This is a genomic window from Nocardia sp. NRRL WC-3656 (assembly GCF_000720265.1).
Lineage (GTDB): Bacteria > Actinomycetota > Actinomycetes > Mycobacteriales > Mycobacteriaceae > Nocardia > Nocardia nova.
Genome location: NZ_JOJF01000006.1, coordinates 250,006 through 273,405 on the forward strand (window position 1 = coordinate 250,006; position 23,400 = coordinate 273,405).

25 protein-coding genes are annotated in these 23,400 nt (G+C 66.4%); 13 read left to right on the forward strand and 12 right to left on the reverse strand.

Features of this window, described 5'->3' with window-relative positions:
• Positions 1 to 50: 50 nt before the first annotated feature.
• Positions 51 to 1,349 (forward strand): glycosyltransferase, encoded by a 1,299-nt coding sequence (locus IG65_RS0111210; RefSeq protein ID WP_030514817.1) that lies wholly within the window; start codon positions 51 to 53, stop codon positions 1,347 to 1,349.
• A gap of 456 nt (positions 1,350 to 1,805) precedes the next feature.
• Positions 1,806 to 3,230 carry an FAD-dependent oxidoreductase gene (locus IG65_RS0111215; protein ID WP_051755736.1) on the forward strand — a complete coding sequence of 475 codons (1,425 nt, stop codon included), beginning with the start codon at positions 1,806 to 1,808 and terminating at the stop codon, positions 3,228 to 3,230.
• A 67-nt stretch (positions 3,231 to 3,297) separates the two neighbouring features.
• Here the strand turns inward: IG65_RS0111215 and IG65_RS0111220 are convergent, their stop codons facing one another.
• The gene (locus IG65_RS0111220) at positions 3,298 to 4,386 is read right to left on the reverse strand and encodes a DUF2332 domain-containing protein (RefSeq protein WP_030514819.1); all 1,089 of its coding nucleotides are present in this window, start codon (positions 4,384 to 4,386) and stop codon (positions 3,298 to 3,300) included.
• A gap of 54 nt (positions 4,387 to 4,440) precedes the next feature.
• On the opposite strand from IG65_RS0111220, the gene IG65_RS0111225 reads away from it, so the two are divergent.
• From IG65_RS0111225 to pip, 3 genes are all read left to right on the forward strand, one after another.
• Positions 4,441 to 5,625 (forward strand): citrate synthase, encoded by a 1,185-nt coding sequence (locus IG65_RS0111225; protein ID WP_030514820.1) that lies wholly within the window; start codon positions 4,441 to 4,443, stop codon positions 5,623 to 5,625.
• A gap of 85 nt (positions 5,626 to 5,710) precedes the next feature.
• Positions 5,711 to 6,049, forward strand: a complete 339-nt coding sequence (locus IG65_RS0111230) for a hypothetical protein (RefSeq protein ID WP_030514821.1) — start codon at positions 5,711 to 5,713, stop codon at positions 6,047 to 6,049.
• Between the two features lie 42 nt (positions 6,050 to 6,091).
• Positions 6,092 to 7,051, forward strand: coding sequence for a prolyl aminopeptidase (gene pip, locus IG65_RS0111235; RefSeq protein WP_030514822.1), 960 nt, complete (start codon positions 6,092 to 6,094; stop codon positions 7,049 to 7,051).
• Between the two features lie 6 nt (positions 7,052 to 7,057).
• Here the strand turns inward: pip and IG65_RS0111240 are convergent, their stop codons facing one another.
• Together IG65_RS0111240 and IG65_RS0111245 are read right to left on the reverse strand one after the other, a co-directional pair.
• A complete protein-coding gene (locus IG65_RS0111240; protein WP_030514823.1) occupies positions 7,058 to 8,422 on the reverse strand; it encodes a CYTH and CHAD domain-containing protein in 1,365 nt (454 codons plus the stop codon).
• A gap of 56 nt (positions 8,423 to 8,478) precedes the next feature.
• Positions 8,479 to 8,937, reverse strand: coding sequence for a MarR family winged helix-turn-helix transcriptional regulator (locus tag IG65_RS0111245; protein WP_030514824.1), 459 nt, complete (start codon positions 8,935 to 8,937; stop codon positions 8,479 to 8,481).
• A 62-nt stretch (positions 8,938 to 8,999) separates the two neighbouring features.
• Between IG65_RS0111245 and IG65_RS0111250 the strand changes: the two genes are divergently transcribed.
• Positions 9,000 to 9,368 carry a VOC family protein gene (locus tag IG65_RS0111250; protein WP_030514825.1) on the forward strand — a complete coding sequence of 123 codons (369 nt, stop codon included), beginning with the start codon at positions 9,000 to 9,002 and terminating at the stop codon, positions 9,366 to 9,368.
• 91 nt (positions 9,369 to 9,459) lie between these two features.
• Here IG65_RS0111250 and IG65_RS0111255 read toward each other — a convergent pair whose 3' ends face one another.
• The gene (locus IG65_RS0111255) at positions 9,460 to 10,332 is read right to left on the reverse strand and encodes a hypothetical protein (RefSeq protein WP_030514826.1); all 873 of its coding nucleotides are present in this window, start codon (positions 10,330 to 10,332) and stop codon (positions 9,460 to 9,462) included.
• A 326-nt stretch (positions 10,333 to 10,658) separates the two neighbouring features.
• Here IG65_RS0111255 and IG65_RS0111260 point away from each other — a divergent pair, with 326 nt between their 5' ends.
• Entirely contained in the window at positions 10,659 to 11,462 is an 804-nt protein-coding gene (locus tag IG65_RS0111260; protein WP_030514827.1) for a class I SAM-dependent methyltransferase, read from the forward strand.
• A gap of 216 nt (positions 11,463 to 11,678) precedes the next feature.
• On the opposite strand, the gene IG65_RS35790 is transcribed toward IG65_RS0111260, so the two are convergent.
• Together IG65_RS35790 and IG65_RS0111275 are read right to left on the reverse strand one after the other, a co-directional pair.
• Positions 11,679 to 12,005, reverse strand: a complete 327-nt coding sequence (locus IG65_RS35790; protein ID WP_030514828.1) for a putative quinol monooxygenase — start codon at positions 12,003 to 12,005, stop codon at positions 11,679 to 11,681.
• 328 nt (positions 12,006 to 12,333) lie between these two features.
• Positions 12,334 to 13,335, reverse strand: a complete 1,002-nt coding sequence (locus tag IG65_RS0111275; protein ID WP_030514829.1) for a zinc-dependent alcohol dehydrogenase family protein — start codon at positions 13,333 to 13,335, stop codon at positions 12,334 to 12,336.
• A 100-nt stretch (positions 13,336 to 13,435) separates the two neighbouring features.
• On the opposite strand from IG65_RS0111275, the gene IG65_RS0111280 reads away from it, so the two are divergent.
• Entirely contained in the window at positions 13,436 to 14,377 is a 942-nt protein-coding gene (locus IG65_RS0111280) for an AraC family transcriptional regulator (RefSeq protein WP_231509138.1), read from the forward strand.
• Positions 14,378 to 14,401: 24 nt separating this feature from the next.
• Here IG65_RS0111280 and IG65_RS0111285 read toward each other — a convergent pair whose 3' ends face one another.
• The 6 genes from IG65_RS0111285 to IG65_RS0111310 all read right to left on the reverse strand — a co-directional run bounded on the left by IG65_RS0111285 (position 14,402) and on the right by IG65_RS0111310 (position 19,719).
• Positions 14,402 to 14,899: a hypothetical protein gene (locus IG65_RS0111285; RefSeq protein WP_030514831.1), complete on the reverse strand. Its 498-nt coding sequence runs from the start codon at positions 14,897 to 14,899 to the stop codon at positions 14,402 to 14,404.
• Positions 14,863 to 15,144, reverse strand: coding sequence for a helix-turn-helix transcriptional regulator (locus IG65_RS0111290; RefSeq protein ID WP_051755738.1), 282 nt, complete (start codon positions 15,142 to 15,144; stop codon positions 14,863 to 14,865). The genes IG65_RS0111285 and IG65_RS0111290 overlap by 37 nt, the downstream gene beginning before the upstream one ends.
• A 243-nt stretch (positions 15,145 to 15,387) precedes the next feature.
• Positions 15,388 to 16,314: a haloalkane dehalogenase gene (locus tag IG65_RS0111295; protein WP_030514833.1), complete on the reverse strand. Its 927-nt coding sequence runs from the start codon at positions 16,312 to 16,314 to the stop codon at positions 15,388 to 15,390.
• Between the two features lie 22 nt (positions 16,315 to 16,336).
• Positions 16,337 to 16,780 carry a TIGR03618 family F420-dependent PPOX class oxidoreductase gene (locus tag IG65_RS0111300; RefSeq protein ID WP_030514834.1) on the reverse strand — a complete coding sequence of 148 codons (444 nt, stop codon included), beginning with the start codon at positions 16,778 to 16,780 and terminating at the stop codon, positions 16,337 to 16,339.
• 574 nt (positions 16,781 to 17,354) lie between these two features.
• Entirely contained in the window at positions 17,355 to 18,449 is a 1,095-nt protein-coding gene (locus tag IG65_RS0111305) for an acyl-CoA desaturase (protein WP_030514835.1), read from the reverse strand.
• An 859-nt stretch (positions 18,450 to 19,308) separates the two neighbouring features.
• Entirely contained in the window at positions 19,309 to 19,719 is a 411-nt protein-coding gene (locus IG65_RS0111310; RefSeq protein WP_030514836.1) for a RidA family protein, read from the reverse strand.
• A 78-nt stretch (positions 19,720 to 19,797) separates the two neighbouring features.
• Between IG65_RS0111310 and IG65_RS0111315 the strand changes: the two genes are divergently transcribed.
• The 5 genes from IG65_RS0111315 to IG65_RS0111335 all read left to right on the forward strand — a co-directional run bounded on the left by IG65_RS0111315 (position 19,798) and on the right by IG65_RS0111335 (position 22,616).
• Complete coding sequence (locus IG65_RS0111315; RefSeq protein ID WP_030514837.1) at positions 19,798 to 20,178, forward strand: helix-turn-helix domain-containing protein; 381 nt, start codon at positions 19,798 to 19,800, stop codon at positions 20,176 to 20,178.
• A gap of 240 nt (positions 20,179 to 20,418) precedes the next feature.
• Positions 20,419 to 20,736, forward strand: a complete 318-nt coding sequence (locus IG65_RS0111320) for a type VII secretion target (RefSeq protein WP_030514838.1) — start codon at positions 20,419 to 20,421, stop codon at positions 20,734 to 20,736.
• Positions 20,733 to 21,458, forward strand: a complete 726-nt coding sequence (locus IG65_RS0111325) for a hypothetical protein (protein WP_030514839.1) — start codon at positions 20,733 to 20,735, stop codon at positions 21,456 to 21,458. Before IG65_RS0111320 ends, IG65_RS0111325 begins: the two co-directional genes overlap by 4 nt.
• A 4-nt stretch (positions 21,459 to 21,462) precedes the next feature.
• Positions 21,463 to 21,957 carry a hypothetical protein gene (locus tag IG65_RS0111330; RefSeq protein WP_051755740.1) on the forward strand — a complete coding sequence of 165 codons (495 nt, stop codon included), beginning with the start codon at positions 21,463 to 21,465 and terminating at the stop codon, positions 21,955 to 21,957.
• Positions 21,954 to 22,616 carry a hypothetical protein gene (locus IG65_RS0111335; RefSeq protein WP_156055555.1) on the forward strand — a complete coding sequence of 221 codons (663 nt, stop codon included), beginning with the start codon at positions 21,954 to 21,956 and terminating at the stop codon, positions 22,614 to 22,616. Before IG65_RS0111330 ends, IG65_RS0111335 begins: the two co-directional genes overlap by 4 nt.
• Positions 22,617 to 23,400: the final 784 nt, after the last annotated feature.

Consider the following 23,400-nt stretch of genomic DNA (forward strand, 5'->3'; position numbering starts at 1 on the left):
TCATCGGTGTCACCAATCTTACTTCGCTTCACCCGTCGGAAGACCTGCCCATGATCTCCGTTCTCCTGACCGCCACACCCGTGCGCAGCCACGTCACGCCCCTGCTGTCCATCGCGGAGGCGCTCGTCGCAGCCGGCGACCGGGTGCGGTTCCTCACCGGTACCCGCTTCCGCGACGACGTCCTCGCCACCGGCGCCGATTTCCTGCCGCTCCCGCCGGAGGCCGACTACGACGATCGCGATATCGATGCCGCCTTCCCCGGCCGTCGCGGACTGTCGGGCCCCGCGGGCATTCGATACGACATGATCGAGATCTTCCTCCGCCCGGTCCCCGCCCAGTTGCGGGCGGTCCGGGAGGCCATCGCCGCCGAGTCCACGGATGCCGTTCTGGCCGAGTCGATGTTCGCCGCCGCCGCGGTCCTGAGCGGTATTCCGCGCGCGGAACGACCACTGCTGGTCAACCTCGGGATCCTGCCCCTCGCGCTGAAGGATCCGGATGTCGCACCCTTCGGTCTCGGGATCGCGCCGATGCGCGGGCCGCTGGGACGTCTGCGCAACGCGGTCCTCACCATCGGCGCCGAGAAGGTCGTGTTCGCTCCCGTGCAGCGCTTCGCGAACGAGATCGCGCGCGCCGAGACCGGGCGTGCCCTCCCGCGGTTCTTCCTCGACTGGCCGGCCGGAGCCGACCACCTCCTGCAGTTCACCGTCCCCGAATTCGAATATCCACGCCGCGGCCTGCCCGACACCGTGCATTTCGTCGGGCCGGTGGCGCGGTCGCGGCCATCGGCCATCCCGGTGCCGGAGTGGTGGGACGATCTCGCGGGCCGCCGCGTCGTGCACGTGACACAGGGCACGGTCGCCACCGGTGAATGGACTCTGATCGAGCCCACGGTGCGCGCACTCGCCGGCGACGACGTCATCGTCGTCGTCAGCACCGGCGGACGCCCGGTCGACACACTGCCGGACAACCTGCCCGCCAATGTACGTGTCGCGGAATTCCTTCCCTACGACCGATTGCTGCCGCATACCGACGTCTTCGTCACCAACGGCGGCTACGGCGGCGTGCACTATGCGCTCGAACACGGAGTGCCGATCGTGGTCGCCGGCCGCACCGAGGACAAGACCGAGGTCAGCGCGCGGGTGGCGTGGTCCGGAGTGGGCATCGACCTGCGCACCGACAATCCTGCGCCGGACAAGGTCGCCACCGCGGTCCGCACCGTGCTGACCGACGAGCGTTATCGCCTGCGTGCCGAGGCGATCGGCGACGCGATCCGCCGATCCCCCGGTCCCGGGGCCGTGCACGAGATCATCACCGAGGCAGTGCGATCCGCCACTCAGCAGCGGGCGTAGAGCTACCGACGCTCGGCCCGTCCGGGTGATCGGTGCTGGGCCGTGATCAGGCCCCACGCCTGATCGGGTCAGTCGACGCCCAGCTGTCCGGTGTCGGTGCATCGCAAAACAGTTCGCGCGCCTTCCACTCCTGCCGAACCGGCGCCTGCCTCCGATCCCGGGCACCCCAGCTTCTCGGCACCTCACCCACTGTCCCAGCCGAGTTCTCCCACTTCCGGAGTTCTGTCGAGCCGACCAGCGTCCGGTGTTGAACGATCCGTTCGCCGAGGACCACGCCGGCCGATGATCTGCGCCACCGGCCCCTGCGACAACCGCTCATCGCAAGGCGCCTCGCGCCGCCTCTCGCGGTCGATTCCGCTCGGCCACAGCATCTCTCACTCCATCCGACCTGCCTTCCAGCAGGCCGGACGATCCGTCATACCCGTAATGGGCGCAGCCAACGCAACAAGGAGAATCATGACTCTGCCGCACGAAACCCACGCGAAGAACAGACCCGATGTTCTCGACGATCGAAACTTCGAGTTGCCGAACATCTTCGGCGATCTCGACGACCTGGCGACGGCACTGACCGGCGCCCTCATTCGACCAGCTGACGCCGGCTGGGATCAGGCCCGCGCCGCCTGGCAACTGCTGGCCGATCAACGACCGATCGCCGTGGTGACCGCGGCGACCACCGACGACGTGGCACTCACCGTCCGCGCCGCCGCCGCACTCGGACTGCGCGTCGCACCGCAATCCACCGGTCACAACGCCACTCCGCTGGGTGACCTCGCACGCACGATCCTGCTGCGCACCGGAGCACTCGACCGGGTCGAGATCGACGCCGATGCACGTATCGCGCATGTCGAGGCCGGGGTTTGCTGCGCCGACCTCACGGCTGCCGCGGCAGCGGCCGGACTCGTACCCATCGGCGGTTTCTCGGCCGACGTCGGCGTGGTCGGCCTCGTGCTGGGCGGCGGCCTGGGCTGGTTCGCCCGCTCGCACGGACCCTCCCGCGCCTCGGTTCTCGAGCTCGAACTCGTCACCGCAGACGGCGTGATCCGCCGCGTCCGAGCAGGCGACGACCTGTTCGAATCGGTCCTCGCCGGCGCCGATATCGCCGTGATCACCGCCCTCACGCTGCGCCTGCACGCCATCGGTGATGTGGTCGCCGGCGCCCTGTTCTGGCCGGTCGAATCGACCCGCGACATCTTCCACGCCTGGACGGCATGGATCGCGACCGCACCGAAGACGGTGACCTCCGTGGCACGGGTCCTCCGCTTCCCCGACGCACCCGAGGTGCCACCGATGTTCGCCGGACGGACTTTCGCGATCATCGAGGCCGTGATGCAAGCCGACGCGGCGACGGCACACGACCTGCTCGCTCCGCTGCGTGAATTATCGCCTCTCATCGACACTTTCGACGTGGTCGCGCCGTCGGCGCTCGCCGGACTGCATATGGATCCGCCGACTCCCGTCCCGGCCCTCGGCTGCAGCGCGCTCGTCTGCACACTTCCCGCAGACGTGGTGGACGCCGTCGTCACCGCGGTCACCGACGGCCCCGCCGACACTCTCACCTCGGTCGAACTGCGCCACCTCGGCGGCGCCCTCGACCGCACCGAGGCGAGCCCCACCCTCGGATCCGCAGCACTGTTGTTCGCTGTCGCCGTGGTCCCCGCCCCGGCTGCGGCCGAAGCGGCCGCGACCGGCTTCCGAGCATTGACGGCCGCCGTCGCCCCCGCGCGCCTCGACCGTGACATCAGCAGTTTCACCGAAAGCGCAGCGGCGCCGGAACGCCTGTTCGGCGCCGACCTGCCGCGGCTGGTCGCCGCGAAGGATCGCTGGGATCCGGCGGACCTGATCCACGCCAACCATTCCGTGCGAAATCAGTTCGGGGACTGAGATACTGGCGTCAGAGGTTCCGCCGGCCCGGCTGCCGGAGGGGTGCAGCCGGGAAGCGGGCAGACGGCTAGGTGTTGCCGGGCTCGTCGAGCGGATAGGTGAACGCCGGAACGCCGTGCGGCATCGCACGGGCGAATATCACCGGCTCGTTTCCGCCGATCCGGACCGTGAGCCGGAACCCGTTGCGATCGTCGGAGTTGTTCTGGGGTTCGAAAGCGACCCAGGCGAATCCGGCGTCGGCCCGCGAGGCCGCGGCCAGCCGGTCCAGCTCGGCGGTCACCGCCTGCCATTCGTCCTTGCGCACGTATTGGCGCATCACCGAATGCCAGACGACGGTCAGCGTGCCGGGCTCCACTTCGATGCCGGCGAGAAAGTCGCGGGCGCCGGTCACGGCGATATCGACGGGGATCTTCTCCGCCAGTCGCAACGCTCCGTCGAGGCGGGCCGCACGGGCCTGCTGGTCCGGCCACACATACGCGCGCAACGCGAGTGCGTCGCGCGGCGACAAGGGATCCAGCGGCGTCGGATCGCATCCGCGCCGCTCGACGACCTCGAGCCGCGGATGGCGTCGCACGGCGCCGGCCAGCCACTGCGGGACCGGTCCTCGCCACGCGTCCGCGATCGTGACCGGTGAATCCTCCGGCCCCCAGCCGATATCGCCGCTGTCCCAACGGAAGTGGTCGGCGCGCAGGTTGAGGCCGCCGCTGGCGCCCAATTCGAACAACCGGATCGGCAGCGGAGTCGCATCGACCGCCGCGAGCAACCCGGCCAGCAAAGGAACGGCCCGGCCGACCTCGTTGGTCTGCGGCGGACGAGTCAGCCAGTCCCGAATCCACTCGGCCCGCTCCGCCACGACCTGCCGGAACGGCGCCCACGCGCCGGCGGGATCGTGGGCCCGCACCGACGCACCCGAACTGGGATAGAAGGGCGCGAGATCGGCTGCGGCGCCGGACAATACCAGTGCGTGCACGCCGGCCAGCAAGCGCAGCGGCACCGCGGAATCGAAGTCGATGGTCTCGTAGCCCTCCAGAACCGCGGCGCAGGGTCCACGATCGCCAATATCGCGCGCGATATCGCGCAGCAGCGAGCCGTACAGGGGTGAACCGAGCTTGTCGCAAGCCTTGGCCTGCAGCTCGAATTGCGATACCAGGTGCATGAGTGAACTGTGCGCCCCTGCACCACCGTAATCAATATTGATTATGGTCAACCCATGGAGTGGATAGACACCGCCGACGCCACCGAACGGCTCGGGGTGAAGCCCGCGACCCTCTACGCCTACGTCAGCCGTGGCGTGCTGAAACGCCGCTACGATCCGGTCCGGCGGCGCAGCCTGTTCGATCCGGCCGAGATCGAGGAACTGGCCCGGCGAGGCAAACCGCGCCGCAAGCCTGCGCCGACCGAGATCGACATCGCCTCCCTCATCACCACCCTGGGCGTAGACCGGCCGTATTTCCGCGGTCGCGACGCCGTCGACCTGGCCGCCTCGCACACCTTCGAGGCCGTCGCCGAATGGTTGTGGGACGGCGACCTCACCGACAGCGGGCCCTGGGAATTCTCCGACAAGGCGGTGGCGGCAGCCCGCGCCACCCAGGCCGGCCTGCCCGAGGGCCTGCTGCCGATCGACCGGCTGCAACTCATCGTCACCACCTTGGCCGTCGGCGACCCCCTGCGCTTCCACCGCGACCGCGCGACGGTCGTCACCATCGCGCGCGCCATGATCGCCGGCCTGATCGAGGCCCTTCCCCAGCTGTCCATCCCGGTCGGACGATCCGCCGCCGCGATGCTGTGGTCACGACTGTCCGCCACCGCGCCTGCCGGCGACGGCCGACTGCACATACTTTGCGCCGCAATGGTTCTGCTGGCCGATCACGAGCTGGCGTCCTCCACGTTCGCGGCCCGTATCGCGGCCTCGGCGCATGCCGACCCCTACGCCGTGGTCGGCTGCGGCCTGGGAGTTCTCGGCGGTCCGATGCACGGCGGCGCCTCGCTGGCGGTGGAGCGGATGCTCGCCGAGATCACCGATCCCGGCGCCGTACCCAAGGCGCTGGACGAGCGTCTGCGCCGCGGTGAACGCATTCCCGGCGCCGGCCACGCGGTCTACCGATCCGGCGACGCGCGCGGCACCTACCTGGTGGATGCGATCCGCACGATCGCACCGGATCACCCGGCTCTCCTTGTGGCCGAGGCGATTTCGGCGGAACTGCGGCACCGTCGCTTGCCCGCGATCAACAGCGATTTCGGACTCGGCGTTCTCGCCACGGTGTTCGACATGATTCCCGGCGCGGGCGAAATCGTCTTCGCCGTCGCGCGAACGGCCGGCTGGCTGGCCCACGCGATGGAAGAGTACGAATCCGGGACGCTCATCCGCCCCCGCGCCGTCCCGCGACACCGATGACATCACGAACCGGGGATCGGACAGCCGTAACCGCTAAGATTCGATGACACCCCGAAGCGGCGCAAGACATACAGGGAGGGCAGCGATGCGAGAGGTCTTGGTCGCCGAGGTCCGGTCGGATTCACAGCCTCGGCGCAATCAGAAGGCGCGATCGAGTGACAACTTCTCGTTCGCGACCGTGCCGCCGGAAGCGGAAGAACTGCTCTGGCGGACAGGCCCCGGCACCGAAGTGATCAAGTTCAGTGTGATGGTCGACGTCCGAGCCAACTACGACCAGCGCGTACTCTCCAACATCGTCTCCGGCGGCAGAACCCGCATGCCGATGGAGCGGAAGTCGTTGTCTCGCCGCGGTTTCTACATCGCCGATCCTTACGGGGCGACGCAGGAATTCCTCGTGCAGGTGTATGCTCTGATCCCCGACTGAGTCGTCGACGCCGTCACCCCTGTTCCGCTAATCTCGGCAACCGTGCCGACCTCCTTTCCCCCGATCGACCCGTACGCCGACGGCCTGCTCGAGGTCGGTCAGGGAAATCAGGTGTACTGGTGCACCAGCGGCAACCCCACGGGGCGGCCGGTGCTGGTGGTGCACGGCGGGCCGGGCAGCGGCAGCACTCCGGGACCACGAAAGTCGTTCGACCCGAACGTCTTCCGGATCGTCCAGTTCGATCAGCGGGGGTGCGGCCGAAGCCTTCCGAGCGCCGCCGACCCGGACACCGACATGGCCGTGAACACCACCGAGCACCTGATCGCGGATATGGAGCGGCTGCGCACCCATCTCGGCATCGACCGCTGGCTGATGTACGGCGGCTCCTGGGGTTCGACGCTCATCCTCGCCTACGCCGAGCGGTATCCGGAGCGGGTCACAGGAATCGTGCTGGTCGGCGTCACCACGACCCGCCGCCGCGAAATCGACTGGCTGTACCGGGGTGTCGCACCGCTGCTGCCCGCCGAATGGGAGCGATTCCGGGCCGGCCTGCCCGGCGACGGCGACCTGGTGGAGGGCTACCGGCAACTCCTGGAACACCCGGACCCGGCGGTGCGACACGAAGCCGCGATCGAGTGGTGCCGCTGGGAGGACGCGGTGATCGCACACGAATCACTCGGCCGCCCAGGGCAATACAGCGCCAAGCAGGAGACCGCGATGCTCACCTTCGTCCGCATCTGCACGCACTACTTCGCGCACGCGGCGTGGCTCGACGAAGGTGTGCTGCTCCGCGAGGCGGGGCGATTGGCGGGGATCCCCGGCGACCTGATCCACGGCCGCCTCGACCTCAGCGCGCCGCTCGAAACCGCCTGGGAACTCGCGAAGGTCTGGCCGGACGCTCGCCTGCACGTGATCGACGACTCCGGCCACACCGGTAGCCCCGCCATGAGGGACGCGATCGCCCGGGCCATCGCCCGCTTCGCGCAACCCGACGGCGGGTAGGTTCGCCTATCGCTCTCCGAGCCGCAGCGTTTGCCGCACTTTCTCGGCGCGCTGTACCTCCCTGCCGTACAGCAAGCCGTAGGTGAAAGCGTTCTCCCCCGCCAGATGCGCCTGGACGCCGAGGGTGCGTACCTCGGCGCGGGCGACGACCGAGTCCTGGTGGACGCCGAGGGATTTCTGCAACTTCTTCATGCGGCGGGCCAGCTTCTTCTTGCCGGTCGCCTCGGCCGCGTAGCGGGTACGTTTCGCCGCCTTCCGCACCTCGTGCAGACCGCGATCGGTACCGAGCCGGCCGATGTTGTCGAAGGCGCGGTCGACACGGCGGCTCGTCTTGCGCAGCGCTTTGGCCTCCGTGCGCTTCAGCGGCAGTCGGTGGCTGGTTTCGACGCAGTCCAGCAGCGCGAAATACCGTTCGCTGTTCAGTGCCTCGAGCACGTCGGCGCGGGCCGCCGACCGGCGCGGCACGAAAGACTCGGTCAGCCGCCGGCGTACCTCGCCGATCACCAGTTCCTCCGGTAACGCCCTGACTTCCGCGACGAGGTGGTCGTGCAGTACCTCGAGGTCCCGCATGTCTCCGAGCACCCCGGAGAGCCACTTCAGCTCGTTGCGCAGCTCTCGCGATCCCTTGAAGGCCTGCAGGATGCTGCGCAACCGGCGGCCCGCCACCCGCATCTGATGTATCGAGTCGGGGGCGCGGCGCCGGATCAGGACGTCCTGCTCGATCATCTTGTCCGCCTGCTCGCGCATATAACCCTGCACGCCCGGCTCGGGCGGGCGCCGCTCGGTACGGACACCGAGGACGCGCAGCGCCTTCGGCGGCGCATCCGATGGCTTGCCCAATCTCTTCTCGACGCTGTCGAACACATCCGGACCACCGCCGGCCAGCTCGACCTCGATCTCCTCCCACGACATCACCGAGGACGACTCACCGAGCGTCTGACCGGACACACTGTCCGCGACAACCTCGGCGGCGACTCGGCCCGCCTCGTCCAGCAGCCGCCATTTCCGCCGCTTCGTCCGGATATGCGCGACCGGCGCGAGCGGTTGGCCCCTGGTGATGCCCGTCAGCATGTCGGTCAGTTCCTCCGGCGCCGATTTGCCCCCGCGCCCCAGCGGGACCTGGATTTCCTCGCGGGTGTCCTCCCCCAGCGGCAATTTCAGATGCCACCCCGCGTCGTCCCCACCGGTCCGGCGCCGAAGCGTAATTCCCTTGTGCGCCAACCGCAGATCCGCGGTGTCATGGTAAACAGCGTCGAGCACCTGTTCGTCGGTCAGCGGGTCGAGAGTCATACCGGGCACATCATCGAGCGGCACCCCACCCGTGATCGGCAACTGGTACTTCCGTTCCCTTTCGTTCACGTGCGTGGCCATATGTTCCGGCTACCACGAATGAGCGATTTCAGTCGCGTTACAGCGAAGGTAACGAGTTATGCGTCCTCGTTGCCCTCGCGCAGGGAGCGGATCATGCTCCGCAGGATCCGCAACGCGGTCGCCCGCTCGCTCTCGGTCAGGCCGGCCAGCATTCTGTCTTCGACGGCCCGGACCGCCGCGCTCGCCGTCTCGAGGCTCCGTCGTCCGCGAGCCGTGAGCCGCGTGGGGAGCACCTTTCCGACCGGCGCCTCCGCGGGCCTGGTCACGTAGCCGTCTCGTTCCAGGGCTTGGAGCAGCACGTTCATCGACTGCCGTGTCACGAACGCACCCCGCGCCAGTTCCGAGTTCGACAAGCCGGGTCGTTGAGCCAGCAGCTCGAGGCAGGAGTAGTGGGTCACGCTCATCCCGAGCGGCCGCAATACCTCCTCCATGGCGACGCGAAGAACGCTCGAAGCCTCTTTCAACAGGTAGCCCAGTGACGTCTCGAGGTCGACGCCGGCACCGTCTTGACTCATGTCAGTATTCTGACATAGCCTTGCGTGTGTCAGGAAACTGACACAACCTAAGGAGCATCCTCATGTCCGTCACCGGCCCCGACTTCATCTCACTTCAAACCCGCGACCTCGCCGCTTCACAGGCGTTCTACGAGCACTACCTCGGCCTCGTCCGCTCACCGGCCGGCCCACCGCACGCCGTCGTCTTCGAGACGAAGCCGATCGCGTTCGCACTCCGCGACACCGTCCCCGGCACCGATCTCGCGGCCGCGGCCCAACCCGGCATCGGCACCGCGATCTGGCTCCACGCCACAGACGTCCAAACCATCCACGACGCTCTGGCCACCGACGGCTACCCCATCGTCTCCGCACCGATCGACGGCCCCTTCGGCCGAACCTTCACCTTCGCCGACCCCGACGGCTACCACATCACCCTCCACGACCGCGCTTGACAGGTTCGGTCGGCGAACGATCGCGGTTGCGCCGGGTTCCCGAGGCCCTCACCGACCTCGTCACGATCGGCCGGACCGAGAGCATCCGGCGTTATGCGGGAGATTTGTTCATGACCGTGAAGGCGAGATTGAGCAGACCCACCGGCACGAAAATGCCCGCCCACCATTTCAGTGATTTCAGGCATGCGCCTTTGAGCCAGGTTTCGCTGCGCCCGTAGACTCCCGCACTCGTTGCCGCCCAAGCCAATACGAATCCCAAGGTCGCCACATACTGGAGGACGGTCTGAGCGGTGTCGCGGAGCAATATCGCGATGATCGTGAAAACGATGGCGACGCAGAAGGCGATCGTCGCGAACTGGGTCGCTCGGACAACCTGGTTCAACCCTTTCGCGATATCGGTCCGCCGTTCCGTCGCGATCGGTTCGTAGGGTGTGCGGTCGGAGTCCGCATCGTCCGCGGGCGGCGCCGGATTTCTCAAGCGTGCCTCCTTCACCCGCCGCAGCACCGCCTCGACCTTGTCCGGCAGCAACCGCACCACAGCTAAAGGCGGTCTGGCGTAACCCCTCTCGTACAGCAAGGTGGCATTGGCCGGGCGCAGCCTCAGCGCTCCCACGCCGATCTCCGACCTGTCCACGATCTTGTTGCCCCTGGTGAGCGTCTGCCAGCGTTGCAGTTTCACCACCTCGTGCCCGTACCGATATGTGACACGGCGATTGTGGTGGCGACAGCGCATCCACTCGCCGGGCACCCAATTGCGGCACGGTCGCCCCTTGCTCGTGCGCGGATAAGCGCATTGAACCGGCCACACCGAACCACGCAGAAACCAGAGCAGCACAGACACGACAGCCACGTAGACCGGAAACAACCCGCCGATCCACAGCGGCCACGGTATCGGCGACACCGAGTCGAGTTGCCTGGAAATCCACTGCAAGGTCGATGGAAGCAGAGACAGATAGTCGTTCACCAGCCACCCCCGTCATTCACATGTTTTGTCACGCAACGACTTCGACGATTATTCCTCAGTCGGGTCGGCGTGGTGGGGCATTCGGGATCGGATCGGCGACGGAGGATGAGCGTCGACGTGCCGGCAGGTCAACCTGGAGTGCGTCACGCCAGAACTCAGCCCACTCATCACCACGGCCTGTCCCCCGGAGCGCGGTCACCCTGCGAGGGCGCGGCATCGGCAACAGGTGCGGCGCTGTCGGATTCCTGTTCACCGAACGTCGAGCGCCCCGCCTGCGTCTGCGGCAGAGTGGTTTCCAGGTCGAAGCACCGATCGGAAGGGCACCGATGACAACTCCGTCGCTCACCTCCGAGTATGCGAACCTGGATGCTCTTCGGATCCGCATCCGGACGCACCGGCTCTATTCCGAGGTCGGTGACGACGTGAACGCCTCGGTGTTCGATGCATTGCGACTCGCGGGATCCGAGAATCTGATCGATATCGGTTGCGGTACAGGAGAATTCATTACCCTCCTGGCCGAGCGCGGCCATGCCGGGCGATTGTGCGGTCTCGATGCCTCACCGTCGGCCGCGGCTGCGGCGGCCCGGGTGCCGGGCGGGGCCGGTGTCCGCGCGACAGCACAGCAGATACCGGCTCCCGACGGAGCGTGGGATTGCCTGACGGCCAGGCATATGCTCTACCACCTCGACGACCCGGTCGCCGCTCTCCGGGAGTTCCGACGAGTAGTCGGTCCCGGCGGCACGGTATGTGTCGTCGTCAACCATGCCAGAGCGTGCGCACGTACCCGCGACCTCGTCACGGCCGTCGCCGGCCGCTACGGGTTCCGAGAGCCGCCGGACATGATGAACCACACCGTCAACTCCGACACCGTGCCCGCCATGATGCGGGATGTCTTCGGCAACGCCGAAGTCCGATCGTCCGACAACGCACTGGTCATCCAGGAACCCGAACCCGCGATTCGGTTCGCGGAATCGCTGTTCGCGTTCTCGGGCGTCACACCGGCCGCGCCCGAATACTCCGAGATCCGTGCCGAGGTGGAATCCGAATTGCGCGGCTGGTTCGCAGCCAACCCGGGCCGGCCGTGGCGAGATCCGAAGGGGTACACGATAACCACGTCGATCCGTGCGTAAGCGGGTTCAGGCTATGGGCGCCCCGGCTCCGTCAGCTCCATCGGCCCCGCCACCCGTATGGCGGTCGTGAGGTAGCCGCCGTGGGTGCCGTTCCGTCTTGTCATCGCCGCGCTTCTCGATCGGCGGGGCGATGACTATGGTGCTGTTCCGGCCTTCGTCGTCTGGGCTATTCCGCCGCTCGCCGGTCCGGGACGGCCAGTCGAGCAACGGACCCGCTCATCCTTCGGTGATTCGACCGCCGACATGGACGGTGTGGCCGTAACCGCCTTCGGGCTGCTGGGCCAGGAGCGGCGGAACCTGGCGAGAAACCGCCGCCACCGGCTCGGAACGGGTGGTGACGTCGTGTGCTTCCTTGTCTCGCCACAGCTGCGTCAGCCAGATCGTGTCCGGGTCGTCGAATGCGATGTTGATGCTGTAGTGGAGCAGGCCGCTGTCGTCTCCGCCGGCGCGAAATCCGGCGAGGAGCACAGCGATCAGTTCGTCACGCCGCCCGGGCAGGGCCTTCATTCGCCCGTAGACGCTGAACATGTTCCCACTGGACATACATATCGCCTTTCACCTGGCCACCCCGCGTCGAGGCTACTCCGCAGCGGCAATCGGCACCTTTCACCAATCCACCGCTACAGCGGTTGGTTTCGCGACGCAGCATGGGCAGAGCTACGTCCGGAGCTCTTCGAGCCACGCCGCCGATCCTCCCGCGATTCATCGCTCGACGACGCCTTGCTTTCGCCGGAAAACCCCGAGCGCGGCACTCCGGATGCCCTGAACCGGCGCCAGGAACTGCTCGACCATCCACGACGATGGCGGCGAGCCGGACGTCACCCACACCGGCGACCAGCGACGGCTCCATCGTGCGCGTCATGGCCCACATTCAGAGTTTGACGACGATCTTGCCGGTGTGGGTGCTGGATTCCATCAGACGGTGGGCGTCGCGGATGCTGTCGAGACCGTCGAAGACCGCGCCCACGTGCGGCCGGAAAACACCATCGCGGATGCCGGAGGCGATCCAGTGGTTGATCCGGCGGCGACCGTCGGCGGTGACCGACAGCTCCATGTTCGCGTACCCGAGAATTCGCAGCGGCCAGTTCATGGGCATCGCCATCGGGCGCTGGTCGAGCCAGCCGTAGACGACGACGGTGCCGTTATGCGCTGCGGCAGTGCTCAATTCGGCCAGGCCCGGCCCGCCGACGGCGTCGAAGATCACCTGCGCGCCGACGCCGTCGGTAATGCGGCGGGTCTCGGCCACGACGTCGGTATCGCCCGAGGCGATGACGTGCGCCGCCCCGTTGTCGAGGAGGTACCGGCTCTTCTCGCCGGTGCGGGTAACCGCGATGGGGATGGCGCCGATGCGGGCAGCGGTTTGCAGCGCGGCGATACCGACACCGCTCGACGCCGCGGTGATCAGTACATGGTCACCGGGACGCAGCCCACCGGTTTCGATCAGTCCACCGTATGCGGTGGAGTAGGTCAGCCAGGTGGCCGCGCCGGTGACCGCGTCGAGGCCTTCCGGGCGCGGGACCACGGACTCCACCGGCAGCACGACCCGCTCGGCGTAGACCCCCGCCGAGCTCATCTCGATGTTCGGGCCAGTCGAAACCTTGTCCCCCACAGCGAATTCGGTGACGTCGGCGCCCACCGCCTCGATCACCCCGGAGGATTCGTAGCCGAGCCGGGATCCCGGAAGCGTCGGCAGGTAGTAGTAGGTGCCGGCCCGGAACAAGGCCTCCGCCCGGTTGAGTCCGAGCGCTTCGATGCGGATGAGTACCTCCCTCGGTCCAGGGGCGGGCAGGTCGAGATTCTCGATGGTCAATACCTCGGGGTCACCGAGTTCGTGGAAGACGACGGTGCGTGCGGTAATCGCGTCGGTTGTCATGCCATCGACGGTATGTACCGCCGGGAAGATGATCTATGCGTGAAAGTCTTGCGCAAATGTCCGTTCGTCTCGCTGCCCCGTTCGCGGCTACCATGCGGATATGGGCTTGGACGTACTCAGCGATGCCGTCGCGACGATGCGAACCGGCCGTCCGCACTCCTCGCGCCAGCACAAGTCGGCTCCGTGGGGGATGCGCTTCCCCGCCTCCGACGGCACGGGATTCCATGTCGTGTTGCAGGGTTCGGCATGGTTGATCGTCGAGAATCGCGAACCCACTCCGCTCGGCCCCGGCGATATCGTCTTCCTGCCGCACGGCCGCGGCCACGCCTTGGCCAGCGATCCGTCCGTACCGTTGCGCGTGGTGAACCCGCTGCCCGACGGATCGTGGCCACCACCCGCGACCGAACACCACGAACCCGAGGCGCCCCGTACGTTATTGCTCTGCGGCGCATACCAACTCGACCGTCGACGCGCTCACCCCCTGCTGACCGACCTCCCCGACGTCGTCCATCTGCGCCCACGAGTCGGCGCGCACCGCTCCCTGCGCGCGGCGGTCGAACTACTCGGCACCGAACTCGAGGAGTCCCAGCCCGGTTCGGACGCGATCATCACGTCCCTGCTCGACACCCTGCTGCTCTATATCCTGCGCGCCTGGTGGTTGGACACCGAGGACGACGGGACCCCGCGTAACGGCTGGGCCGCCGCATTGGCCGATCGCCCCGTCGCCAGCGCCCTGCGCGCCATCCATACCAGCCCCGAAAAGCCCTGGACCGTAGAGGAACTAGGCGCCCTCGGCGGGCTGTCACGCGCCGCCTTCTCCCGCCGCTTCACCGCCACGGTCGGCCGTTCCCCCCTCGCGTATCTCACCTGGTGGCGCATGACTCTCGCCGGCCGCTTGCTCCGCTCCGACGACACCCCGTTGCACACTGTGGCCCAGCGAGTCGGCTACACCTCCGAATTCGCCTTCGCCAAGGCATTCAAACGCGAGTACAGCACTCCCCCGGGACGTTATCGCGCTGCGTCACATCATCTTCCGCGCTGAAAGCCGCACCTTTCACACGTATCGCTAGTCGAAGCTGTCGTCCTCGGGAAGTTGCTGCGCTGCGGAGCGGCGCCGAACGAGCTTTGCGATCGTTCCGGCGACAGCCGCTCCGACCGCACCGCCGACCACCGCACCTAACAGACTCTGCGGCAACGAATCCGATGGCAGGGTGCGCCACAGGAAGACGATCACCCACGCGGCGATCAGCGGATACGTCGTGGCATACGCGATCCGTTTGCGCCGCGGCGGGAAGCCCTTCAGCACGGTCTGCATATCGATGCCGCGCCGCGCGCAATAGCGCAGAAGCAGAAGCGATGTGAGGCTGGGCAGCACGAAGATCAGCAGCGATACCCACTTGGCATCCAACGCTGCGGCGACGATGGCGATGGCGTAGCAGCCGTAGATCGTGGCGCACAGCGCGATGGTCGAGCCTCGGTAGAACTCTTCGCGGGCACGCTCGTCACCCCACGCCGGTTCGTCGGGCGCTAGGAAGATGTCTTCGAATGCAGTGGTTTTGGCCATGTCCCCTCCAGATCCTCGGTCCAGAAAATGTCTTCCACCGTCGTTCCCAGCGCACGGGCGATCCGCAGCGCGAGATAAACACTCGGCGCGTAGTCGCCTTGTTCGATCGAGATCACGGTCTGCCGGCTGACGCCGACGGTCGTCGCCAATTGCGCCTGGGTCATCCGGCACTCGCGCCGTCGCTTGCGTACCGAATGCTCCTGCTGATCGCCGACCACGAAACAAATGTTAAGGATGTTTGACATCGGATGTCAAGGAAACTTGCCTTTTCGGTCTCGACCGTTCACGGTCCGCACGACCGCGACGCCGGCTCGGACACCGTCCGATTTGGTGGGACGCGGCCCGGTTGATCGATCCGCTCTACGACCCGGATCTGGAATTGGCCCAGCCCGCGCTGCGGATCGCTTAGGCAGCGCCCGACCACGGCCCTCGGTTGCACGCGGACAGCGGTAAGCGGTCGAGTCGGGGACGCCGCCGATCCGGCCGCCTCAAGCGAGCGACTGATCCAATGGCGTCGCGCGGACGAAGTCGACTACCACTGCAGCGAGTTCTTCGCCCTTGTCCTCCTGGAGGAAATGCCCGGCCGAGGTGATGGTCACCGGTGAATGCGCCGCGGCGCCAGGGATTTTCGACGACAGCACCTTGTCCCCACCGCGCGTGATCGGATCCGAGTCCGAGAAGGCACACAGGAACGGCCGCTCGAACGTCTCCAGGACCGCCCACGCGGCCCGGTTCGCGGGGGCGGCAGGATCCTCCGGACTGGTCGGAACCAGGAGCGGGAACTGGCGCGCGCCCTGCTTGTAGGTGTCGTCGGGGAAGGGGGCGTCGTAGGCGGCGATCACCTCGGGAGAGAGATCGGTCAGGCACGCGCCGTTGACGATCTTCCCCGCTCGGAAGTCGGGTGTGTCCTGGCTGAAGCGCTGCCAGGCGAGGAACGCGTCGCCGGGATGGCGATCACCGGTCGGCAGGAATGTATTCGCGGCAACCACGCGAGCGAACCGATCGGGATGCTCACCGACCAGACGTAGCCCGATCAATCCACCCCAGTCCTGGCATACGAGCGTGATTCGGTCGAGGCCGATGGCTTCGATCGCCGCCCAGGTCCAGTCGACGTGTGCTTGATAGGTGTAGTCCGCACGGTCCGCCGGCTTGTCGCTGCGGCCGAAGCCGACGAGGTCGATCGCGATCGCGCGCAGCCCGGCCGCCACCAGCACGGGGATCATCCGCCGATACAGGTACGACCACGACGGTTCGCCGTGCAGCAGCAGCACGACCTCACCGTCGGGCGGGCCCTCGTCCAGGTAGTGCATCCGCAGCGTGGTCCCGTCACCCGCGGGCACCTCGACGTAATGCGGTTCGAACGGAAAGTCGGGCAGCCCCGTGAAGCGTTCGTCGGGCGTTCTCAATATCCGCATGGCCCAATCCCTTTCGTCGAAACTAGCCGCCGTTGCTGTACACCCGAGTCGGTTCCACCAGGACCGCCGCACGGCGCTCCGCCGCCATCACGCGGTCGTACTCGTCCCAGTCGTCGTGCTCACCGCCGGCGGCCGTGAACACATCACGCAGAAGCCGTCGCAATCCCTCGGCGTCGATCCACGGCTGCGGATCGTCGGGACCCACGATCTGAGCGCGCCCCTCCACTGTCGCCCATGCCCAGCCCTGCCGGAACGTGGCGCTCACCTGCGGGCGAGCGCGAAGATTCGCGAGCTTGACCTTGCCGTAGGTAACGAAACCCAGAACCGGCTCACCCGTCGAAGGATGAGCCAGCAGCCCGACATTGACCAGCGTGGATTGGATGGTCTCGTCGGATCTGAGAGTGGAGACGACGGCGAGCCCCTTCTCGGCGCGACCGAGCTCCACCGCCTGTTCCAGTGTGGTCATCGCATCTCCCGTGGTTGGGTGCTCCGATCCTCGCACGGCCCATTGTGCGCCCGCTGAGTAGCACGAATGGTGGCGACTTCACGAAGTTGGGCTGCAACTCGCCTCGCGCGATGTCGGCTCGGCGTCTGGGCCGAAGTTTTCGTGCAAACCTCGACGAGAATGTGAGAAAACTGCAAATTCTGGCGAGGTTTGCACGATCAGTACACATCCCCGCACGCCGATCGATGCTCGATGCTGTGGATTAAGGGCACGACCACTTCTTCGTGCGCGGCACGGCCTCGCTGACGTAGCGCGGTGCCGCGGGGTGTGACGGGGTGAAGCGCGGTGCCGCGGGTGTAGCGCGGTGCCGCACGGTCTGGCGCGGTGCCGCACGGTCTGGCGCGGTGACGCGGGGCGTGACGCGGTGGCGCCGCGTCTGGCGGTGACGGGCGCGTGGCGCGGTGCCACCAGCTGCGCGGGCGATGCTGCGGGCGCCTGATGCAGTGCCGCCAGGCGCGATGCTGTGGGTGCGTAACGCGGTCACGCGAGGGTCGGGCGCGAAGAGAGATGGGCGGGGCGTTCGAATCGAGCCGGCCTAGCGTCCCGCTGCCGGCTCCTCGATTGGCACATCCTGCGCCTGGTGCGAACCTCCGCTGCGCAACGGCACACCGACGTCATGCAGGTGCCTCAGCGCCTCGCGGTACGAGGCGACCAGCCCGGTCTCGTGATACGGCACGCCGATCTCGGCACAATAATCGCGGACGATCACTTGGGCATGCCGCAGATTCGGAGTCGGCATGCTGGGGAACAAGTGGTGCTCGATCTGATAGTTCAGCCCACCGAGAGCGATATCGGTCAGCACGCCGCCGCGCACATTGCGCGAGGTCAACACCTGCCGGCGCAAGTAGTCGGGCCGGTCGTCTCCCGTGAAGGTCGGCATACCCTTGTGATTCGGCGCGAAGATGCACCCCATGTAGAGCCCGAACAACGCTTGGTGCACGACGAAAAACGCAAAAGCCTTGTCGGCAGGCAGAATTGCGAACAGCGCTCCCAGATAGCCTACGAAATGCCCGAACAGCAGCACGCCCTCCACTACACGGTGCTTGACCGCCCGGCTTCGGAGCGCACGCACCCCGGCCACATGCAAATTCAGCCCCTCCAACATCAGCAGCGGGAAGAACAGGAACGCCTGCGCCCGCCCGATCAGCCGAGGCAACCCACGGCTGGCCCGCGCCTGCCGCTGCGACCACACCAGAATGTCCGGCGCGACATCAGGATCCAGCTCCTCGTGATTCGGATTGGCGTGATGCCGCGTGTGCTTGTGCTGCCACCACCCGTACGCCAGTCCGATCCCGGCATTACCGACGGCCCGACCCATGATCTCGGTCGGTCGCCGAAGCCGAAACACCTGACGGTGGGCGACGTCATGCATGACGAGCGCGACCTGAGCGAAGGTCACGGCCATGAACGCCGCGACCAGAAGCGTCCACCACGAGTCGCCGACGAGCACGAGGGCCACCCAGCCGGCTACGAACGCAATCCCGACGAGGCCGAGCCGGATGGCGTAGTAGACGGGACGCCGATTCATCAAACCCGCGTCGGAGATTCGACGTAACAGGCGGGCGTAATCACCGTCGGTACGCCGCGATGATCTCGGGGAGGGCAGTGGGACCAAAGCCGGTGTCGTCATGGTTCTTCCTGGGAGCTGAGACGCGGACGACACCTCGCCCGCTCTGAATCCCGGCCGATGTCGACCGGGATCCGGTGCATCGCGCGGTAGGGCGGGGTGACGTGTCGATACACCGAAGCTATTGGCTGACTTCTCGTTTCAACTCACCCCCAGGTATGGCATGGCATCGGACTGTGGGGTGATATCGAGCGTCACCGCAGGCAGGCATTCCAGCTGAAGCCTCGAACCGAGCGACCGGTCGACTTACCGGCGCGCGCAACGACCCACACACGAAGGCGGCACAGCATTGGGTAAACGAGTTCGACCACCACCGCTCGAATCCACGGCGAGTGCGCGAGCGCCACCTCCGCAGTCATCGAATACCTTGTGCGGCCATTTGCGGACACCGCCGCCGACCTGGCCCACAACGAGCCATCGCCCGATCGGCGCTGGGACCCCCGCAACGCGGCGAGTGGCGGCGGAAGTGGGGTACGACCGCGTATGTCTCGCTGCACAGCGTCCGGCACGTCGCTGCTCGTCGGAGAGCGCGTCACCGGGGCGAGCCAGGCGGGCCTCAGGAAACCGTTATCACCGTTGGTAGCTGGCGATGACGCCCCAGAACAAAGGGCGGTCGATGATGCTGAAGTCCCACGAGGCTGTCCGTGCGGGTGCCGCCGTGGGGCATGCCGACAGCCGAATCATTCACGGCAGCTTCGACAGGCCGGTGCTCCCGACCCAGGGCAGTTGGGGCGGGAGCAGATACCCAGTCCCGCGTGCACCGTGGCGAGGGCAGTGAAACCGGATCGTGCGGGCGGGTAACCGCTCATCTCGGCGATATGCATTGAGAAATCACGAAATTGCCTGCGGATATCCCTGCCGATCAGTCGAGCACCGCGGTCGCCTCGACCTCCACCCGCACATCCGGCTCGAAAAGGTAGTCGACACCGATCAGCGACGCCGGCGGCATCGGAATCGGCAGTCCGATCTCCGCGGCGACCGCCTCCACGCCGGCCATGAAGTCGTCGATCTGCTCCGGGCTCCACCTGGTGACGTAGAACGTCAGGCGCAGCACATCCGCGAAAGACGCACCCGCACCGGCCAATCCGCGAGCAGTGTTGCGCAGCGCCTGGGCGACCTGGCCGGCGAGATCGCCCGGCACAACCGGAGTGCCGTCCGCGAAATGTGCGACCTGCCCGCTGACGTGCACCTGCCGCGATCCGGTGCCTACAGCCACGTGATGGTAGGGGGTCGGCTGCAACATTCCCTCGGGCGTGAAGTGCTTGACAGTCATGCTCTGGACCTTTCGTTTTCGAAGTATCGCTAAGATACTTAGTTGACGAAGGACACTTCAACGAAACCAGGTTTCAGCATGGATACCGACGGTGAAATCCGCATCGAGACAGCGCACCGTGACCTACTCGATCAAGTGCTCGACAAGTGGTCGCTCAGCGTCCTCAACGAACTCTGCGAACGCCCGTGCCGCTTCAACGAACTACGCCGCGCCATTCCCGCGGTCACCCAGAAGTCGCTCACCGCGACCTTGCGCAGACTCGAGCGCAACGGCGTGATCGAACGCGTAGTCGTCACCACCCGCCCGGTCGCGATCGAGTACCGAATCACTCCCCTCGGCAAAACCCTGCGCCACCCGGTCGACGTACTGCTGGCGTGGGCAGCCGACCATATGCCGGCCATCGAATCCGCCCGCGAGAGTTACGACGCGCGCGAGGAGGACACGGTCCTGGGTTCATGACACCCACCGCCGTCGGCCATCGCGGCAAGATCTGGGAGAGCATTCGGAGCCAGCCGAATCCACTCGGCGGCAGACGATCGATGCGAACGTTCGCGAACCGCGGAAGACTCGTCGAGACCGTCGGCGTTCAGGTCTGCCGCCCTAGGCGGAGAGCGCGCCGGTGGAAGTCGACCGGAACCGACCGCGGGCATCGTCCGTCCAACAGATCAGAAGTGTTCAACCCCGCACGCAAGGAGCGCGATGACCGACTTCCAAGTCGTACCCGACGATGTGGACAAGTTCAGCGGCGCGATGCGTGATCTCGCGGGCCAAGCCGGCGCAGCAGGCAGCCACGCGACGAAGTGGTTCAACCTCTCGGATGCCCACACCGGCATATTCGTCGAGGTCAAGGGGATCGTCGAGCATATCCGGCAAAATCTCGAGGACAACTACAAGCACCTCCAGACGCTGACCGACGGCTCGGCGACCGAACTCGCCAAAGCCGCTCAGCTCTACCGAACGACCGACTACGAGCACGCTCGGCAGCTCGACGAGACATATCCGGGGAATGCGCGATGACCCGTCCCGAAGAGAAGCTCGTCGACCCTCAGGCCGAGGACCCGATGCCGGGCCTGGTGTCGTTCATCGCCGGGGGAAATTTCGTCTCCCCCGCCTACTACATCTCGACCACGATCAAAACCCTCGTCGGCTTCGACGTTTACGGCTGGGCAGGAGAGAAGGTCAACGGCGACTGGGAGGCGGTCGCGAAGGCCGCCGGAGCCGCGGGCAACCTGAGCCGCTTCAATTCGGCGTACGCGGAGTCGATCAACACTCAGTGGCAACAGACCGCCGGCGCCACCTGGCACGGTCACGCCGCCGACAGCTCTCAGACCTATTTCACACATCTCGCTGCCTGCGTCGAGTTCCAAGTTCGCCCGCTCGAAGAGATCGAACGGCAGCTGACGAATATCAGCACCGGCATGCGGGAACTGGGCCGCCGAGTCGGGGACTTTCTACAGGACATCTCCGATTTGGCCCTGCTCTGGCTCGCGTCGCAAGCGGCGGAGGCGGTGCTCGCTTCCAGTCTGGTCGGCGCTCCCGCCGCAGCCGCCCAAGCCGCGGTGTCCGCCGCCTACCTGGTCCAAATCGTGGCGAAGGTGGGCGAACTCATCAAACTCATCACCACCGCGTACAAGGCGATATACGGGATGATCGGGTTGCTGAACGCACTATCGAGCCAGACGACTCCGGAAAACCTTCCCGCACTGCCGAATTCGACCTACGTCCACCCGGGGGTTTGATCGAATGGAAGATCGCTCCGAAGTCAGCTTCGACGTGGCACACGGCGACATCGCGGTGTCCCGCCAACTGCGCCGTTCCCTGGAAACGATCAAGTCCGCCGTAACCGACCCCGATCTGCGAAAGCAACTCGACGATGTACTGAACGGCCGCCGCAGCATGCGGGACTTCGGTACGTCCGACGCGTTCGCGGGAATCATGGACTCCGTACCCGCCGGCCAGCTGAACCGCGCCCTGACGATGCCGGAAGACCAGCGTCAGGCTCTGGCCCAGGCAGGCGAACAAGAACTCGAACGTCTGCGAGGGGAGCAGCACGAGTCCGCGCCCGCTCCGCCTCCGGGCAATGTGCCGCCGACTCCCTCGACGCCCGCGAAAGATTCTGGCAGCCCGGTGATCCCACAGACGAGAAAACCGAATCGCGAGCAGCTGTATACCCCCGATGAACCGGACGAGGACGATCTCTACTTCCAACAGCGACGCAACCGAGGATGGCTGGAGTGAACCCCCGCTCGGGCGCGCAAACCGATGTGGCAGTGTGGATTCGCCTCCGAAAAGACTTCGCCGAAGACCCGGATTTCGATCCGCAGGAAACCTTCGTCCTGCAACTGGCCGACGAGCTACCCGACGTATGCACCCGCCACGGCAAGACGGCGATCGAACAGCGCAACAAGGACTTCGACTTCCGCCCGAAGACTGTCCGGCGTTCGACGGAACAACAATGGATACAGCGAACCCCTTCGTACGAAGTCCGATTCCTGCTGCGAGGCTTCTACCGCGTCGCCACATTCAGATGGCTCGAGGTCAACCCACCGTCCACCGTCCTCGAGGGGACGTGGCCGATCTGCGCGAAATGCAAACGCACGAGCAGGTTTTGCCAATACACCGGACATGCGATCGTTCTTCTGGGCCTCGCCGCAATTCTCGTCATCCTCGCAGCGACCCAAACAACGACCTCCGACCACCTTCCCGTACCGCTTGTGCTGGCCGTCTTCCCAGGATGGGGGCTGTTCGGGTTGATCGCCGCATACCTGCTCTACCGCCGCTCCACGACGTTCGTGCTGTTCCGGCCCATTGCCGATCTCGAATCAGTACGGATCAGGGCACACCCGCGATTCGTAGCGGCGTTCGAATCTCGCGGGTCGGTGCCTGGGGAGGCATAGACCGTTCTGCCCCGCGAAATACGTCCCCAAGAGCAGATCCAGTACACATCAGGGCCTGCCCGTCCCGTTCGAGACCACCAGCGGCAAGCAGGGGCATCAGATGCTCATCGTCGGACACGACGGCCACCGGCTGGAGGTCTACAACCCTGGAGAAGCACCAGCTGGATCACGGTCGACCAATTCGTGAACGGACACGTGGGGGACATGCCGGGGCCCGACGGGAATCCGCAGGGTGTGCCACAGAACGTCGACGGCGTGCTGCTTCCCCGACCGTCATGAGCAGCCGAGGAGACACGGCGGCAGACTCGGCGACAGCATCGACGACGAAGCATCCTCGACGACAACGCTTTCCGCGCCGTCTCGCCGCCATTGTGGTTGTTCTGCTGTTCATCTTCGTCGTTGTCGTGCTCTCGGTTCGCTATCGGCACGTGCACTCGCCGAGCGGAACATCGCGACCACAACACCCGCACCCACGCAATGCCGCCTCGATCCCGGTGTCCTCGCGCAAACGCGCACAAACAATTTCGAACAACTCACAGATCAGAGCGCCGCCCACCTCCCCGAAGGCGGCGACCTCAGCCTGTCGTGCAACTGGGGACAAGTGCGCGGGGAAGACGGTATCGACCCGAGTCACTTGGAATTTCGTGTGCAGCGCTTCGACGTTCCACGGACCGGTGGCACGGCGCGGGTTGAGTCCAGCAGGATGGTGTACGACCGGACGCCAGCAAATGTCTGAGCGTGTCGTAGCCGGATAGAGGGTGGTCACCGCGTGATCCTTCAAAAG